We start from the raw sequence: 15674 nt of genomic DNA, 5'->3' as shown, positions 1-15674 counted from the left end.
GCCTCGGAACCGGCTGCGCGAGGGTGTCGCATGAACACGACACCCTCGCGGGCTGCTGTTAAGTCCCCTTTAAGGCTTGATCGTTGGGGACTTCAGGAGAGCCTGCGGTCAGCCGACGTTGACGTCGTCGATCAGGAAGATCGTCGACAGGTAGGCGTCCTCCTGGCCGGTGAACTGCAGGTTCACGCTCTGGCCGCGGAAGGCGCTCAGGTCGACGGTCTTCTGCACGTAGCCGGCCGAGGCGTTGGCGTTGGAGTAGGTCGCCAGGGTCTGGCCGTTGGCGCTGACCTTGAGCGTGTCGTAGGCGGTGGAGCCGGACTCCTGGGTAGTGACCTTGAGCCAGAAGGTGAGCTTCGGGCTGCCGGTGGACGGGACGGCGACGTTGCTCTGCGAGAGGGTCTCGCTGGCGGTGGAGCCGTAGCCCATCATCCAGGCGTACCAGGAGCCGCCGTGGGCCTGCTGCTGGGTGGAGTTGGTGATGTCGTTGGCGCTCTGGGTCCAGCCGGAGGCGCCCTGCTCGAAGTCGCCGTTGGTCAGCGCGTTGCCCGGGTTCGGGTTGCCGGTGGGCGAGGAGGTGGGCGACGGGGAGGGCGACGGGTTGCCGTTGCCCGGGTCGGGCAGCGCGGTGCCGATGCTGACGGCGGCCCACGCCTTGGAGACGATGTAGCGCTCCTGCGAGTTCGACCCGTACAGGTCGGCGGCGGCCTGGAGGGTCGCGGTGCGGGCCGAGGAGTAGTTGGTGGTGGAGGTCATGTAGGTGGACAGGGCGCGGTACCAGATCGCCGCGGCCTTGTCCTTGCCGATGCCGGTGAAGGTGTCGCCGTTGCACGGGGTGCCGTTGTGCGGCAGGCCGCCGATGGTCTTGGCGCCGGTGCCCTCGGCGGTCAGGTAGAAGAAGTGGTTGGCGATGCCGGACGAGTAGTGCACGTCGACCTGGCCGGCCCGGCTGCTGTAGCAGGACAGCGAGGAGCCGTCGGCGGCCGGGTTGTCCATCCGGCGCAGGTAGCCGTTGCCCATGTTGAGCTTCTCGCCGATGTAGTAGTCGCCGGGGTCGGTGCTGTTGCCGGCGTAGAACTCGACCATGGTGCCGAAGATGTCGGAGGTGGCCTCGTTGAGGCCGCCGGACTCGCCGGAGTAGTTCAGGTTCGCGGTGGCGGCCGTGACGCCGTGGCTCATCTCGTGGCCCGAGACGTCCAGCGCGGTGAGCGGGATGTTGCCGTTCTGCGAGGAGCCGTCGCCGAAGGACATGCAGAAGCAGGAGTCGTCGTAGAACGCGTTCAGCAGCTGGTTGTCCACGTGGACGTACGCGGGCGCGCCGCGGCCGTCGTTGCGGATGCCGGAGCGGTTGAAGGTGTTCTTGTAGAAGTCCCAGGTCTTGGCGAGGCCGTAGGAGGCGTCAACGGCGGCGCTCTCCCGGCTCGAAGTGGAGCCGTTGCCCCAGGAGTTGGACGACTTGGAGAAGGTCCGGGCGTTCTGCGCCGGGTTCGACTGCGGGCTGTTGTACGAGTCGTAGACGACGGTGCTGCCGTGCAGCGCGTCGGTCAGGGTGTAGCCGCTGCCGCCCTGGCTGGTCTCGATGGAGACCTGGCCGACGTTGACGCCGTTGCCGGTGCCGCCGACGGTCTGCTCCAGCTCGTACTGGTCCAGCACCGCGCCGCTGCCGGCGTCCACCAGCACGGCCTCGCGGGAGGCCGCGCCCGCGTCGCCGGAACCGGTGACGGTGCTGCGGTAGGCCAGCACCGGCACCTTGCCGACCGCCCACACCACCAGCTGGCTGGTGTCGAGGCCGGTGCTGCGGGCCTGCTTGACGTGCTTGGCGCTGCGCTCGGCGGTCGCCGTGGCGTCCTTGCCGGACAGCTTCGGCGTCACCCCCGCGACCTTGATCGCGCCCTCGTGCGCCCAGGTGGTCGAGGTGACCTTGCCGTTCTTCGCGTAGTGCACCACCAGGTCGCCGCCGACCACCGGCAGCCCGCGGTAGGTGCGGTCGTAGCGCACGTGCCGGGCCCCGCCGTTGTCGACCAGCACGTCCTTGGCCACCAGGCGCTCGTCCGGCCCCAGGCCCAGCGTCTTCGCCAGCGCCCCGGCGTCCTTCGACGCCCGCTCCAGGTCCGCGGTGCGGCCCGCCTCGGTCGTCGCCCGGAAGCCTGCACCGCTCGCGGTGGTACCGCTCGCCAGTGCGGGGGACTGTGCACTCGCCACCATCACGGTGCCCAGGGTGAGGGCGGCCGCCACGGCCGACGCCAGCGCGGTCTTGCGGTTCATCGGGTTTCCTCCCACCGAGCCGGGGTTGATGGGGGACGGCCGACGACACCGATGGGGTGTGGCATCGCGGCCGGGTTCAGCTCGGCGGCAGGACGCTAGGACCGCCGGCCACCCCCGCGACATGCCCTCGCCCCCTCGACAAGGGCCGGTCAAGGGTGCGTCATGACCGGCCCCAGGGAGACCCCCTGACGGGTCATCAACGGGTATTCGGCGGGTGTTGACGCGTGCTGGGCGGGTGCCCGGCGGGCGTTCGGCACGCGTCAGCGGGCGATGCGGAAGCCGATGTTGCCGCTGGAGCTGTCGGGGGTGTTGGCGGAGCGGGCGGCGAGGCGGTAGCGGTTGCAGTAGGAGGCGTGGCACAGGTGGGAGCCGCCGCGCATGACGCGGGTGGGGCCGGTGGGCGGGCCGAGGGGGTCGTGGCGGGTGGCGGGGGTGGCGGGGCGGTGGTGGTCGGGGCTGAAGTGGTCGGCGCACCACTCCCAGACGTTGCCGAGCACGTTGTACAGGCCGTGGCCGTTGGGGCGGTAGGAGCGGACGGGGGCGGTGGAGCGGTGTCGGCCGGTGTGGCGGGTGGGGAAGTCGCCCTGCCAGATGTTGAGCATCTCCCGTCCGCCGGGGGCGAGTTCGTCGCCCCACGGGTAGCGGGTGCCGGTGCGGCCGCCGCGGGCGGCGTACTCCCACTGGGCCTCGGTGGGCAGCCGGGTGCCGGACCAGGCGCAGTACGCCTGCGCGTCGTTCCAGGAGACGTGCACGACGGGGTGCTGCTGGCGGGCCGCGAAGTCGCTGCCCGGGCCCTCGGGGGTGCGCCAGGCGGCGCCCGCGACGGAGCGCCACCACGGGGTGGCGGCGACCGGCGGGGAGGCGGCGCGCAGCCGGTCGGTGAGGAGGCCCTCGAAGACGAAGCTGGAGCCGAAGCGTTCGGCGTCGGTGACGTGCCCGGTCTCCCGGACGAAGGACGCGAACTCGGCGTTGGTGACGGCGGTCGCCGCGATGGCGAACGGCCTGAGCCGCACCTCCCGCACCGGCCCCTCGCCGTCCCCGGGGACGGCGTCCGGGTCCTGCCCGCCCATCAGGAACGTCCCGCCGGGCAGCTCCAGCAGCCCGCGGGCGGCCCGCAGCGCGGCGGGGGACGGGGCCGGGACGGACGGGGCCGGGACGGGCGGTCGTCCCGGGGACAGGAGGGTCAGGACGGTCGGGCCGGGGTCGGCGGGCTCGTGCCCGGGGGTGCAGCAGGAGAGCATGGCGGCCTCTTCGGTGCGGGAGGAGCGGGAGGTGCGGTGACGGGTCCGGCCGGCCGCCGGGGAGACGACCGGCCGGGGCTTCACGGGGTGCCCGGGGCGACGGCGCGTCAGGCGCCGCGCTCGGCGGCGAGGGTGGCCGCGAGGGCCGGGATGCCGAGGGCCTGTTCCTGGGCGGGGGTGGCCCCGTACAGCTTGTTGACCAGCTGGTACGGGTCGGCGTCGAGGTCGTAGTACTCGCGGAAGGCGACCTCGCCAGTGCCCGCGGGCAGCCCGTCCGCGTCGGTGTGCAGCTTGTAGTACTCGGTGTACTGCTCGGTCCGCGACAGGTACGAGGACCAGGTGTGCGGCCGTCCGGCCTGGTGGACGCCCTGTTCCCAGTACTCGACCAACAGGTGGTCGCGGCTGTGGGTGCCGAGCAGCGAGTGGCCGTCGACCGGCCAGTCGGGGGTGATCCCGGCGGCCTCCAGGATGGTGGGGGCGAGGTCGGTGTTGGCGACGATCCGGTGGTCGGCGGGGCTGCCCGCGCCGAGGCCGCCGGCCGGCCAGGAGAGGTAGAACGGCACTTCGACGGAGGGCAGGTAGGGCACCGACTTCTTCGACCAGCCGTGGTCGGCCCAGGTGTAGCCGTTGTCGCCGAGGTAGATCACCAGGGTGTTGTCCAGCTGCCCGAGCGCGGCGAGCTTGTCGTGCAGGGCCTGCACGGCGTCGTCGACCGAGAGCAGGGTGCGCAGTTGGCGGGCCCGCAGCTGCCGGGCGGTGGCGAGGGTGGCGGTGGCGTCCTGGATCCACTGGGGTTTGTCGCTGCGGTCGGCCTCGTCGACGGACGGGCGGCCGTCCCAGGCGGGGACGGGCGTGTCGGCGTACCGGGGTTCGGGCGTGTTGGGTTCGTGCGAGGCCTTCGGGGCGACGAACGCGAACCAGGGGCGCGGGTCGGTGGCGGCCTTGTCGAGGAAGGCCAGCGCGTGGTCGCGGATCACCGAGGTGGAGTAGCCGGGGATGGTGCGCACGGTGCCGTTGTCGTTGTACTGGCCGTCGTTGTAGACGACCGGCGCGGCCAGCAGCCACTCCTCGAAGTGCGGCGGGTCGTCGGCCGGGTGCCAGGCGTTCAGGTACTTGCCGAACAGCCCGGTGCGGTAACCGGCCTGGCCGAGCGCCCGCTGGACGGTGTGGTGCTGGTCGAGGTTGTACGGGTGCCCGTTGTCGCGGACGCCGTGGCGGTGCGCGTACTGCCCGCTGAAGACCGACGAGCGGGACGGCGCGCACAGCGGCGTGGTGACGTGCCCGGAGGTGAACCGGACGCCGTGGCCGACCAGCCAGTCCACGGTCTTCGGGGTGGCCCACTCGGTCTGTTTGGGCTGGTCGTCGGTGAGGATCACCAGGACGTTGGGCCGGGGCGCGGTCGCGGCGGCGGCGCTCGCGGTGCCGAGGCCCAGCGGCAGCGCGGTCGCGGCGGCCGCCGAGGCGGCGCCGGCCAGGAAGCCGCGGCGGCCGAACGTCGTTGCTTCGCGCGGTGGTCGGGGTTTCCGACTCATGGCGTGCACACCCTTTCGCAGCAGGCAGGAGGGAACGTGCGGGCGGAGCGAGTCGGCGGGCGTCCCCGGCCGGACAGAGCGTGCGCGGCGCGCTGACGGTGAACCTACGGCCGCCCCGGAGCCCCCCGCAATCGCCCGCGGGCAGACAACGCACGCTGTTCACGGGCCCGTTGCAATGTTTCGCCCACTGTCCGACCGGGGTCCCGCGAATCGTGAGAGTTGACTCTCGAATATCGTGAGAGGACACTCTCAGACCATGAGTTCCGGCAACCCGCTCGGTGACGTCGAGATCACCGATCCCCGCGCGATGCGCGCCCTGGCCCATCCCGTGCGGTTGGCGGTGCTGGAGCGGCTGCGGCTGCACGGGCCGGCCACCGCGACCGAGTTGGCTCCGCACGTGGGGGCCACGCCGACGGTGGCGAGTTGGCACCTGCGGCACCTGGCCGAGTTCGGGCTGGTGCGGGACGCCGAGCCCGGGCCGGACCGGCGCAAGCGGCGGTGGGAGGCGGTCGGGCGCGGGTTCCGGTTCGCGCCGGGGGCGGACGGGGCGGGGCGGGAGGCGGCCGGGGCGCTGGCGCAGGTGATGTTCCGGCGCTCCGCGGACGCGCCGGCCCGCTGGATGGCGGAGGTCGGTCCGGGCCTGCCGCCGCAGTGGCTGCGCTCGGCCGGGCTGGCCGACACCCGGATCGTCCTCTCCCCCGCCGAGTTGGCCGAACTCTCGTCCGCGATGGAGGAGTTGCTCGCCCCGTACGTCCACCGCGACCGCGCCGACCGGCCCGCGGACGCCCGGGCGGTGCGCCTGCTGCGCTACACCCTGCCGGAGGGGGACGGGCCCGAGGACGGGACGGGGTGACGTCGCCGCTGCGGGGCCACCGGGCGTTCCGGCGGTTCTGGGCCGGGCAGGCGGTCTCCCAGTTCGGCGACCGTGTCTCGGAGTTGGCGCTGCCGCTGATCGCGGTGGGCGCCCTGGACGCGAGCACCGCGCAGGTCGCCGGGCTGACGGCGGCGCTGTGGGCGCCGAACCTGGCGGCGGTCTTCCTCGGCGCCTGGGTGGACGGCCGCCCCGACCAGCGGCGGCTGCTGGTGCTGGCGGACCTGGTCCGGGCGGCGGCGCTGGCCACCCTGCCGGTGGCGGCGCTGTTCGGCGCGGTGACGCTGGGTCAGCTGTACGCCGTCGCGGTGGTGACGGGCGCGGCGGGCGTGCTGTTCGGCAACGCGTACGCGCCGTTCTTCGCCCGCCTGGTGCCGCGCTCGGCCTACCTGGCCGCCAACAGCCGTCTGAGCGGCACCCGTTCGGCGGCGCAGCTGGCCGGACCGGCGCTCGGCGGGGCGCTGGTGCAGGCGCTGACGGCGCCCATCGCGGTGCTGGCCGACGCGGTGTCGTTCCTGGTCTCGGCGCTGCTGGTGGGCGGCGTCCGGACCGACCGGCCGCCGACGGATCAACCAGACAGGGCGGACAGGGCGGACGGGCCGGACGGGGCGGTGCTGCGGCGGGCCAGGGAGGGGCTGGGGTTCGTGCTGCGGCACCCGTACCTGCGGGCGAGCCTGGGCTGCTGCACCACCGTCAACTTCTTCACCTTCCTCGGCTACGGCCTCACCGTGCTGTTCGCGGGCCGGGAGCTGGGCCTGTCGGCGGGCCGGATCGGCCTGGCGTTCGGTCTCGGGGCGACCGGCGGCCTGCTGGGGGCGCTGGGGGCTCCGGCGCTGTCGCGGCGGATCGGCGCCGGGCGGACGATCGTGCTGGGCGCGGTGCTGTTCCCCGCGCCGATCGCGCTGCTGACCGTGGCGGGCGGTCCGGTGTGGGCCCGGACGGGCGTCCTGGCGGCGGCCGAGTTCCTCTCCGGCCTGGGCGTGATGCTGTTCGACGTGCCGCTGAACGCCGTCCAGGCCGCCGTGGTCCCCGACCGGCTGCGCAGCCGGGTCTTCGGCGCGTTCGCCACCGTCAACTACGGGGTCCGCCCGCTCGGCGCGCTGCTCGGCGGCCTGCTGGGCACCGTGCTGGGCCTGCGCCCCGCCCTGCTCGTCGCGGCCCTCGGCGGGAGCCTCGCCGTGCTGTGGCTGCTCCCCTCGCCCGTCCCCCGGGTCCGCGCCCCGGAGTCCCTGGTGCCGCTCGACCTCCCGCTCCCGTCGGGCGGGCGCCGGGACGGGGCGGTGCGGGCGGCCCGGTAGGCGGTAGCGGGCGCGCTCGGCCCCGGGCCGCGGGCTGCGGGCGCGCTCGGCCCCGGGCCTCGGGCTGCGGGCGCGCTCGGCCCCGGCGCGCTCACTCCCGGTGGGTGGGTGCCGTCCGGCCGGTCCGTCGGGGGTCCGGTCCGGCCTCGCGGGTGGCGGCCCAGCTGGCGAGCAGGCGCAGGCCCTGTTCGGAAGGGGAGCCGGGTTCGGCGGTGTAGACGGTCAGGTGGAGGCCGGGGGCGGCGGTCAGCTCCATGCCCTCGTAGGCGAGGGTGAGGTCGCCGACGGCCCGGTGGTGGAAGCGCTTGGTGCCGCTGCCGTGGTGGCGGACGTCGTGGACGCCCCAGCGGGTGCGGAACTCGTCGCTGCGGGTGGACAGTTCGCCGACCAGGTCGTGCAGGTCCTTGTCGTGCGGGTCGCGGCCGGCCTCGGTGCGCAGGATGGCGACGGTGATGTCGGCGGCCTGCTCCCAGTCCGGGTAGAAGCGCCGGGAGCGGGGGTCGAGGAACTGGTAGCGGGCGAGGTTGTCCTGGTTGCCGGGCTGGTCGTACACCTCGGCGTAGAAGGCGCGGGCGAACTGGTTGGCGGCAAGCAGGTCCATCCGGCCGTTGCGGACGAACGCGGGGCCGCCGGTGACGGCGTCGAGCATCCACTGCAGGGCCGGGGGCGCCGTCCACTGCCGGGTGGTGCGGCGGCGGGGGCGGGCCAGCGCGTCGGAGCCGTCGGCGGCCTGGGCCAGGTGCAGCAGGTGGGCGCGTTCGGCGTCGTCGAGCTGCAGGGCGCGGGCGAGGGCCTCCAGGACGGCGGGTGAGGCCCCGGCCAGGTTGCCGCGTTCCAGCTTGGCGTAGTACTCGACGCTCAGGTCGGCGAGCGCGGCGACCTCGCTGCGGCGCAGGCCGGGCACCCGGCGGCGGGGGCCGGCGGGCATGCCCGCCCGCTCGGGGCTGATCTTCGCGCGCCGCGAGGTGAGGAACTCGCGGACCTCCTGGCTGTTGTCCACGCCTCCGACGGTACGGCGCCCGGGGCCCGGGTGGGGTGTACCGCCGGTACACCCCACGGCCGTGGCACGCGGCGGGCGGCGGGCGGGGGGGTTGCCTGGACGATGTGGCCCCGCCCGCCCGTCCGACACCCAGGGACCGTCCCGTCCTAACGTCCGCACCACCAGGAGCACCCGGTGAACCCCGCCTACGACTTCACCGGCCGGGTCACCTTCGGCACCGGCGCCTCCTCCGGCACGGGCACGGGCCCGGCCCCGGCCCCGGCCCCGGTCACGCCGTTTCGGCGTCCGCGCCGGCCAGGAACGGGCGCAGCAGCGCGAGCAGGGCGTGCGGGCGGTGCAGCGGGATGATGTGGCCGCAGTCCTCGATGACGTGTCCGGTCAGGTCGTCGGCGACCGGGCGGAGCTGGCGTTCCAGCGCGGCGCCGACGGGGCGGGCGCCCAGGGCCAGCGTCGGCACCGTCAGGCGGGCGGCGGCGACCGCCCGCTCGATCTGGGCCGCGCTCTCGGGCAGGGCCCGGTAGTACGAGAACGCGCGGCTCAGCGCCGGGCGGCCGGTGTACGCGCGGACGAAGGCGTCCCGGAGGGCGGGGCGCACCCCGTCGCCGAGCGTGCCGGCGTGCAGGAACCAGTCGACGTAGGCGGCCTCGTGGCCTTCCAGGACGGTCTCGGCGAGGTCGGGCGCGGCGGAGTGGAAGCCGAACCACCACGGCGGCCCGCCCGCGAGGAACTCCTCGGCGCCGGGCAGCGTGCCCAGCAGGGACTCCATGACGACCAGCCGCCGGACCAGGTCGGGGCGGCGCAGGGCGAGCAGGAAGGCCGGCGCGGCGCCCGCGTCGATGCCCGCCACCGCGGCCGAGCGGACGCCGAGTGCGGCGAGGAGCGCCTCGGCGTCCGCGGCCAGGGTGCCCGTGTCGTACCCGGTGGCGGCCCGGCTGCTCGCGCCGAACCCGCGCAGGTCCGGCGCGATGACGCGGTGGCGGTCGGAGAGGTCGGCCATGACGTCCGTCCACAGCTCCCAGGTGTGCGGGAAGCCGTGCAGCAGCAGGACGGCCGGACCGGATCCGGCGAGGGCGACGTTCAGTTCGACGCCGTTGACGGGGACGCGGCGCAGTTCGGGCACGGCGGGGCTCCAGGAGGGGCGGGGGGGTGGTGCGGAATGGTGACCAGGTCACGCTAGGGAACTACGCTGGTCCGTCCAAGACGGCACTTCTCCCACAGGTGGTGAGCCCCGAGTGACCACATCGAGGACCGACGGACCAGGCCGGCGGCCCGGCGAGCGGGGCGACCTGCTGGATCCGGACTGCCCGACCCGCCGGTTGCTCGACCGCATCGGCACCAAGTGGACGTCGATGGCGGTCAAGGTGCTGGCGGAGGCAGCCCCGGGCGAACTCCGTTTCGCCGAACTGCGGCGCCGCGTCCCCGGCATCTCACAGAAGATGCTCTCCGTCACCCTGCAGAGCCTGGTCCGCGACGGCCTGGTCGCTCGCCGGGTGGAACCCACCGTCCCGCCCGCCGTCCACTACCGGCTCACCGGGCTCGGCCGGTCCCTCGAGGAACCGCTCGCCGCCCTGCGGCTCTGGGCCGAGGCGCACATGCCGGAGATCGACCGCAACAACCGGCTCGCCGACGCGTCGCCCCCCGGCTAGGGATTGCCCGCTCTCCGCCTCGGCACTGCGGCCCGAGCGAGGCTGCCCGGTCTGCGCCTCGGCGCCGCGGCCCGCCGCGGGAGGCGGGACTGTGCCCGCTGCGGAAGGCGGGGCCGTGCCCGCGCCGCGGGTACGGGAGGCAAGGGCCGCCGGGCGCCCGCACCCTCACATTGAACGCGTTCAAAATTTGCGGCATGATCGGCGCTGTGAAGCCCGGGAGAGAACGGGGCCGGCGCCGCCGTGCCCTGCGCCCGGGTGGTCGTGGGAGAGGGGGGACCGTGGGAGACATCGGCAGGACGCGCTTGCCGGCCGTCGCGGTCGCGTTGATGTGGTGGTACGAGGGCTTCTGGTGCAAGGTCTTCCCCGGGCGGGCGGACCAGCGGGCCATCGTGGAGGGGCTGCCCCTGTTGCCGGCCGGCGCGGCGAACGCGCTGCTGGTCGCCATCGGCCTCGCCGAGGTCGCGCTCGGGGTGTGGGTGCTGCTGGGGTACCGGCCGTACGCCGCCGCGGTCGTGCAGACGGTCCTGGTGGCCGGCTTCAACACCGGGGGCCTGCTCGTCGGTTCGCAGCACATCCCCGAGCCCGGCCGGCTGGTGGTCCAGGACCTCGGGTTCCTCGCGCTGATCTGGCTGGTCGCCGCGCGCCGCACCGCGCCCGGCCCGGGGCGGCGGGACGGCGCCGCGCAGGAGGTCTGGGCGCGATGAGCCCTTCCTTCCTCACCCACCGCTCCGCAGCCGAAGCCGCAGCCGCACCGCGCACCCCGGATCCCGCCGCCGGTACGCCCTGGCGGACGGGCCGCCTGCTCGCCGGGCCCGCCGGCCGCCCCCGGGTGCTGTTCGGCCGCATGTACGAGGACCCGGCCGTCGAACTCGCCGCCTTCCCGCCGCCCGGCGCCCGGGTGCTGTGCATCGCGTCCGCCGGGGACACCGCGGCCGCGCTCGCCGCGGCCGGGTACGAGGTCACCGCCATCGACCTGAACCCGGTCCAACTCGCCTACGCCAGGACCCGGCTGGAGGGCGGGGCGCCCGCCGCGACCGGCACCGCCGAGCGGCTGACCGGCCTGGGCCGGACCGCAGCCGCGGCCCTGCTGCCCGGCTGGCGGCCCGCCGCCGTCGCCGACTTCCTGCGCCTGGACGACCCCGAGGAGCAACGGCGCCGCTGGAGCGCCGAGTTCGACGGGCCCGGCCTGCGGCTGCTGGCCGCCGCCGCCCTGCGGCCCGCCGGGGCGCTCGCCACCGTCCTGCGCCCGGGCTTCCGGTGCGTGCTCCCGCGCGGCTTCGACGAGGTGCTGCTGCACAGGATCGCCCGGACCGTGGCCCGGCACCCCAACGCCGCCAACGACTGGGCCTGGCGGCTGCTGCTCGGCCGCGAACGCCCCGGCGCGGCCGAGGCTGTGGCCGGCCCGGGGCGGGTGCGGCTGGTGCAGGGCGAGGTCGTCGAGCACCTGGAGCGGTGCGCCGCCGGGAGCTACGACGCGGTGACGCTCTCCAACGTGGTCGACGGCCCCGGCCCGCACTTCGCCCGGCGGCTGCGCGCCGCCGTCGAGCACGCGGTGCGCCCGGGCGGGACCACGGTGGTGCGCAGCCTGCGCGAACCGGGCCCCGGCGGGGCCGGACGGGCCGCCGAGGACCGGTCGATGATCTGGGGCGTGGTGCGGGTCGTCCGTACCGGAGCGGACGGAGCGAGGGCCCGATGAAGTACCTGTTGCAGCGCCACCCCGTCCCGATGCGGACCCGCTTCGCCCACTCGCTGGTCCTCACCTACGCCCTGCCGCCGCAGGTCCTGGAGCCGCTGCTGCCGCCGGGGCTCGCCCTCGACACCTACACCGACCCCGCCGGCACCGAGCACGGGTTCGTCGCCGCGGCCCTGGTGGACACCCGGGACCTGCGGCCCGCCTTCCTGCCCGCCGGCCTCGGCGCCGACCTGATCCTCACCGGGTACCGGATCTTCACCCGCTTCCCCACCCCCGGGGGACGGACCATGCGCGGGCTGAAGATCCTGCGCAGCGACACCGACAGCCGCACCATGGCCCTCGGCGGCAACCTGCTCACCCGCTACCACTACCGGCTCGCCCGGATCGGCAGCCGGGTCGTCGGCGACACCCTGGAGTTCCGGGTCCTCAGCCGCGACGGCCGGGCCGACCTGCACGTGCGGGCCGACCTCGCGGGTGCCCCCGCGGACCTGCCCGCCGGCAGCCCGTTCGCCTGCGCCAAGGACGCCCGGCGCTTCGCCGGTCCGCTGCCCTACACCTTCGAGCACGAGCCGCAGACCGGATCGATGATCGTGGTCAAGGCCGTCCGGACCCACTGGGAGCCGACCCCGGTGGCCGTCGAACTCCCGACCCCGCCCACCTTCTTCCAGCACGGCCCCTTCGCCGGGACGGCACCCGTGCTCGCCAACGCCTTCCACGTCGCCGACCTCGACTACGGCTGGGACGCCGGTCTGCGCCGCGCCGAGAACGGGGCCGAACGATGAGGCGGGCCACGGCAGTTCCCCGGAGCACCGGTCCGACCCGGGAGGAGCCGACCCGGGAGGAGCCGGTTCGGGAGGAACCGGCCCGAGAGGACTCGGTTCGGGAGGAGCCGGTGCGGGAGGAGCCGGTGCGCTTCTCCGGCGTGCGGGAGGTCGTCCGCTACAACTGGCCCCTGTACGCGGCGGGCTGCCTCGCCGCCGGGGCGGGCCTCGCGCTCTCGCACCGGCTCCCCCGGCCCGCGGCCGCACTCGCCCGGGCGGGCGCGGCCGCGGCGGCCGCCCTGCTGACCAGCAGCACGGCCGCCACCTGGTGGGTCTACGACCGCTCGGAACTGCGCACCTTCGACTGGCTGGCGGAACTGCTGCCCGCCGGCCCGGGCGAGCATCTGGTCCTCTCCTCCGGCCTCGACGAGGCCAGCCGACCGGTGGCGGCCCGCTGGCCGCAGCACCCCCAGACCGTGGTGGACCTCTACGACCCCGCCCTCATGACCGAGGGCTCGATCCGCCGGGCCCGCCGCCGCGTGCCGCCCGCCCCGCGCACCCTTCCCGGACGCCCCGACCGCCTGCCCGCGGCCACCGGCACGACCGACACCGTCCTCGCCGTCTTCGCCGCCCACGAGCTGCGCCGGACCGGCGACCGGCACGAACTCTTCGCCGAATGCGCCCGGGTGCTGCGCCCCGGGGGGCGCCTGGTCCTGGTCGAGCACCTGCGGGACGCCGCCAACACCGCGGTCTACGGCCCCGGCGCCCAGCACTTCTTCCCCCGGCGGACCTGGCTGCGGGCCGCGGCCGGGGCGAACCTGCACCTCGTCGCGCAGCGGCGGATCGGCGGTCTCGTCACCGCCTTCGTCTTCGCCGCCCCACCCGCAACCACCCCGCCCGCCGCCCCTACCCCGACCGGAAAGCGCCTCGCACCGTGACCCACCTGCTCACCCTGGAAGGCCAACTGCGCCTGGTGGGTGCGGCCCTGATCGTGATGGGCGTGTTCCACGCCGTCCTGCCGCGGCTCATCGGCTGGCCGTCCGACCTCGCCGGGACCACCCTGCTGACCCGTCAGGTCTCCTACGCGCACCTCTTCTTCATCGCCCTGACCTGCGTCCTGCTCGGCCTGCTGCCGCTGCTGCTCGCCCCGGACCTGCTCGCCGGGGGCCGGCTCGGCACTGTCCTGCTGGCCGCGCAGACGCTCTTCTGGGGCCTGCGCTGGATCTTCCAGTTCACGGTGTTCCCAGCGGAGTTGTGGCGCGGCGACCGGCTGCGGACCGCCGCCCACGTCGCCCTGTCGGTGCTGTGGACCTGGGTGACGGCCGTGTTCGGCTGCGCGCTGGTGGTGGCACTCCGCGGGTGAGGCGGGCGGCGGGCAGTCGGTCAGGCGGTCGCCGTGCGGCGGCCGCCGTAGGAGGCGGTCAGGGCGTCGGCGACGGTCTCCGCGTCCGCCCGGGCCGCGTCGGCCGGGTACTCCGGCAGCAGGTCGTCCCAGACGGGCAGCCAGGAGCCGAACAGCTGGAGCTGGCCCGCCGGGCGGGCGAAGAACCAGAGGTGCAGGTGGGCGGCGCCGTCGCCCAGGCGGTAGACGTGGGCCCGGGAGACGTGCGGTAGGGCCTGGACGTGGCGGACGATGCGGGTGGTGAGCACGCCCAGTTCGGCGGCCAGTTCGTCGGGGAGTTCCGCCAGGTCGTAGTGGTCGCGCGGGTACAGCATCAGGGCCAGTGGCACGCCGACGCCCGCGACCCGGTTCAGCCGCCAGTGGTCGGTGAACCACAGGCCCTCGTCGCGGGCCCGGCACATCCCGCAGTCCGCCGGGTCCTCGCCGTGCCGCGGCGGCTCGGGCAGCACCGGCGGGCGCAGCGGCGAGACCCGCAGCCCCTCCGGCTCGAACGGGCTGATGTCCCAGCCGGTCATCCGGGCGAGCGGGAGCCGGAGTTCGCCGTCGGCGGCGGCGCGCGCGTGGTCGTAGAACTCGTCAGGTGTCATAGCCATGATCGGAAGGGTAGCCCCGGCCCGGCCCCGCCCTGACAGCCGGTCCGGCCCGGTGTCCTGACGGCCGGTCCGGTCCCGCATCGGGGCGAGGCCGCGTCGGGGCGAGGCCGGACCGGCGCGAGGCCGGGCCGGAGCGGCCGGTGGTCAGCGGGCCAGGTCGCGGACCAGGGTGCTGCTCACCTGCGGGAGTTCGCCGTACTCGAGGTCGTCGCAGTCCACCGGGAGCTGGTGGATCACGGCGGCCAGCCGGGGCGGGAGCCGGACGTCGAGGCCCTCGTGGCACAGGGCGAGGATCTCGGCGAGGACCCCGGCCGGGAGCAGTGTGTCGCGGCCGCCGAGGACGGGTTGCGACGGGCGGGGGCCGGCCGCCAGGTTCTCGGCCTGACGGCGCCAGACCTCGGCGTCGAGGAACTCGCCGAGGCTGCGGTGCAGCAGGCTCAGGCAGGACGCGGCGGTGTAGGAGCCGCCGCCGGCCGCGAACTGCCACCAGAACTGGGCGCCTTCGCGGTGGTGGGCGACGTACAGCAGCGCGCCGAGGACGAGGGCACCCTCGGGGTGGATGCGCGTGTCGTTGACCAGCAGGTCCAGCGAGGCGGCGGCGGTGGGCATGGCCAGGACCAGGGAGGTGGCGAGGTCGAGTTCGTGGGCGGCCTGGAGGTGCTCGGAGGGGAACGGCCGGGGGGCGGTGAGCAGCCGGTCCCAGGAGACGGCCGGGCCCTCCGGGTCGTCCGGTCCGGTCGGGCCGCCCGGGCAGGGACGGGGCGGCCGGGTGGGCGAGGGGAGGCTGTCGCGTCCGGTGGTCATCGGGGTTCCCCGCTCCGGGCGCCGAGGGCCGCGGCCAGCCGGGCGAGGGCCTGGGCGGCGGTGGAGCGGACGTTGGCCTCGGTGGTGGCCAGGCAGTCGGCGATCTGCCGGTCCGTCAGGCCGAGCAGGTAGCGCAGCAGGACCACGTCGTGGCGGCGCTCGGAGAGTCCGCGCAGCGCGGCGTACAGCTCCCGGTGGCGGCCGTCGGTCTCCGGCAGGTGCTGGGCGCGTTCGGCGGCGATCCGCACCGCGCAGACCCAGAGCGGGACGTGTTCCGGGGGCGGCGGCGGTGCGCCGTCCATCATCCGCTGCAGCAGGGCCGCGCCGACCTCCTCCTTGAGGATCGTCCAGGCCTGGAAGGCCGGGAACTGCTCGCGCAGGATCCGCGGCCACTCCCGCCACACCCGGCTCTTGGCGAGTTCCACCGCTCCGCGCGCGACGGCCGGGTCGCCCAGGCGCGCACCGGCGAAGCCGGTCCACGTCCGGTGGTGGGTATCGCAGAATGCGTCGAACGTCAGGCGGTGCCGGTCGCCCACCGCCCACTCGCTCTCGTTCACGCCCACACTCCTCC

Annotated in this window: 16 protein-coding genes; 8 read left to right on the top strand and 8 right to left on the bottom strand. The window is 75.1% G+C overall.

Annotated features, from left to right (window positions below):
• Positions 1 to 108: 108 nt before the first annotated feature.
• From OU787_RS32890 to OU787_RS32880, 3 genes are all read right to left on the bottom strand, one after another.
• Positions 109 to 2262, bottom strand: coding sequence for a M4 family metallopeptidase (locus OU787_RS32890; RefSeq protein WP_268661589.1), 2154 nt, complete (start codon positions 2260 to 2262; stop codon positions 109 to 111).
• 260 nt (positions 2263 to 2522) lie between these two features.
• Positions 2523 to 3503, bottom strand: a complete 981-nt coding sequence (locus OU787_RS32885) for a formylglycine-generating enzyme family protein (protein ID WP_268661964.1) — start codon at positions 3501 to 3503, stop codon at positions 2523 to 2525.
• A 107-nt stretch (positions 3504 to 3610) separates the two neighbouring features.
• On the bottom strand, positions 3611 to 5035 hold the full coding sequence (locus tag OU787_RS32880; RefSeq protein WP_268661588.1) for a sulfatase family protein: 1425 nt from the start codon (positions 5033 to 5035) through the stop codon (positions 3611 to 3613).
• 256 nt (positions 5036 to 5291) lie between these two features.
• Here OU787_RS32880 and OU787_RS32875 point away from each other — a divergent pair, with 256 nt between their 5' ends.
• Both OU787_RS32875 and OU787_RS32870 read left to right on the top strand, forming a co-directional pair.
• Complete coding sequence (locus OU787_RS32875) at positions 5292 to 5888, top strand: ArsR/SmtB family transcription factor (protein ID WP_268661587.1); 597 nt, start codon at positions 5292 to 5294, stop codon at positions 5886 to 5888.
• Positions 5885 to 7204, top strand: coding sequence for an MFS transporter (locus OU787_RS32870; RefSeq protein ID WP_268661586.1), 1320 nt, complete (start codon positions 5885 to 5887; stop codon positions 7202 to 7204). Before OU787_RS32875 ends, OU787_RS32870 begins: the two co-directional genes overlap by 4 nt.
• Before the next feature lie 91 nt (positions 7205 to 7295).
• Here OU787_RS32870 and OU787_RS32865 read toward each other — a convergent pair whose 3' ends face one another.
• Positions 7296 to 8204, bottom strand: coding sequence for a helix-turn-helix transcriptional regulator (locus OU787_RS32865; protein ID WP_268661585.1), 909 nt, complete (start codon positions 8202 to 8204; stop codon positions 7296 to 7298).
• Positions 8205 to 8472: 268 nt separating this feature from the next.
• Positions 8473 to 9324 (bottom strand): alpha/beta fold hydrolase, encoded by an 852-nt coding sequence (locus OU787_RS32860; RefSeq protein ID WP_268661584.1) that lies wholly within the window; start codon positions 9322 to 9324, stop codon positions 8473 to 8475.
• 112 nt (positions 9325 to 9436) lie between these two features.
• Here OU787_RS32860 and OU787_RS32855 point away from each other — a divergent pair, with 112 nt between their 5' ends.
• The 6 genes from OU787_RS32855 to OU787_RS32830 all read left to right on the top strand — a co-directional run bounded on the left by OU787_RS32855 (position 9437) and on the right by OU787_RS32830 (position 13667).
• Positions 9437 to 9850: a winged helix-turn-helix transcriptional regulator gene (locus OU787_RS32855; protein ID WP_268661583.1), complete on the top strand. Its 414-nt coding sequence runs from the start codon at positions 9437 to 9439 to the stop codon at positions 9848 to 9850.
• A 302-nt stretch (positions 9851 to 10152) separates the two neighbouring features.
• Positions 10153 to 10554 carry a DoxX-like family protein gene (locus OU787_RS32850; RefSeq protein ID WP_268661582.1) on the top strand — a complete coding sequence of 134 codons (402 nt, stop codon included), beginning with the start codon at positions 10153 to 10155 and terminating at the stop codon, positions 10552 to 10554.
• A complete protein-coding gene (locus OU787_RS32845; protein ID WP_268661581.1) occupies positions 10551 to 11546 on the top strand; it encodes a DUF3419 family protein in 996 nt (331 codons plus the stop codon). The genes OU787_RS32850 and OU787_RS32845 overlap by 4 nt, the downstream gene beginning before the upstream one ends.
• The gene (locus OU787_RS32840; RefSeq protein ID WP_268661580.1) at positions 11543 to 12325 is read left to right on the top strand and encodes a DUF2071 domain-containing protein; all 783 of its coding nucleotides are present in this window, start codon (positions 11543 to 11545) and stop codon (positions 12323 to 12325) included. The genes OU787_RS32845 and OU787_RS32840 overlap by 4 nt, the downstream gene beginning before the upstream one ends.
• A 110-nt stretch (positions 12326 to 12435) precedes the next feature.
• The gene (locus OU787_RS32835) at positions 12436 to 13242 is read left to right on the top strand and encodes a class I SAM-dependent methyltransferase (protein ID WP_268661579.1); all 807 of its coding nucleotides are present in this window, start codon (positions 12436 to 12438) and stop codon (positions 13240 to 13242) included.
• Positions 13239 to 13667, top strand: coding sequence for a hypothetical protein (locus OU787_RS32830; RefSeq protein WP_268661578.1), 429 nt, complete (start codon positions 13239 to 13241; stop codon positions 13665 to 13667). The genes OU787_RS32835 and OU787_RS32830 overlap by 4 nt, the downstream gene beginning before the upstream one ends.
• A 20-nt stretch (positions 13668 to 13687) precedes the next feature.
• On the opposite strand, the gene OU787_RS32825 is transcribed toward OU787_RS32830, so the two are convergent.
• From OU787_RS32825 to OU787_RS32815, 3 genes are all read right to left on the bottom strand, one after another.
• The gene (locus OU787_RS32825) at positions 13688 to 14299 is read right to left on the bottom strand and encodes a hypothetical protein (RefSeq protein ID WP_268661577.1); all 612 of its coding nucleotides are present in this window, start codon (positions 14297 to 14299) and stop codon (positions 13688 to 13690) included.
• A 144-nt stretch (positions 14300 to 14443) separates the two neighbouring features.
• Positions 14444 to 15103, bottom strand: a complete 660-nt coding sequence (locus OU787_RS32820; RefSeq protein WP_268661576.1) for a hypothetical protein — start codon at positions 15101 to 15103, stop codon at positions 14444 to 14446.
• Positions 15100 to 15660 carry an RNA polymerase sigma factor gene (locus tag OU787_RS32815; RefSeq protein ID WP_268661575.1) on the bottom strand — a complete coding sequence of 187 codons (561 nt, stop codon included), beginning with the start codon at positions 15658 to 15660 and terminating at the stop codon, positions 15100 to 15102. Before OU787_RS32815 ends, OU787_RS32820 begins: the two co-directional genes overlap by 4 nt.
• Positions 15661 to 15674 lie beyond the last annotated feature (14 nt).

Origin of the sequence: Kitasatospora sp. YST-16, assembly GCF_026802215.1 — a bacterium.
Lineage (GTDB): Bacteria > Actinomycetota > Actinomycetes > Streptomycetales > Streptomycetaceae > Kitasatospora > Kitasatospora cineracea.
This window is presented reverse-complemented; position numbering and strand designations above follow the sequence as displayed.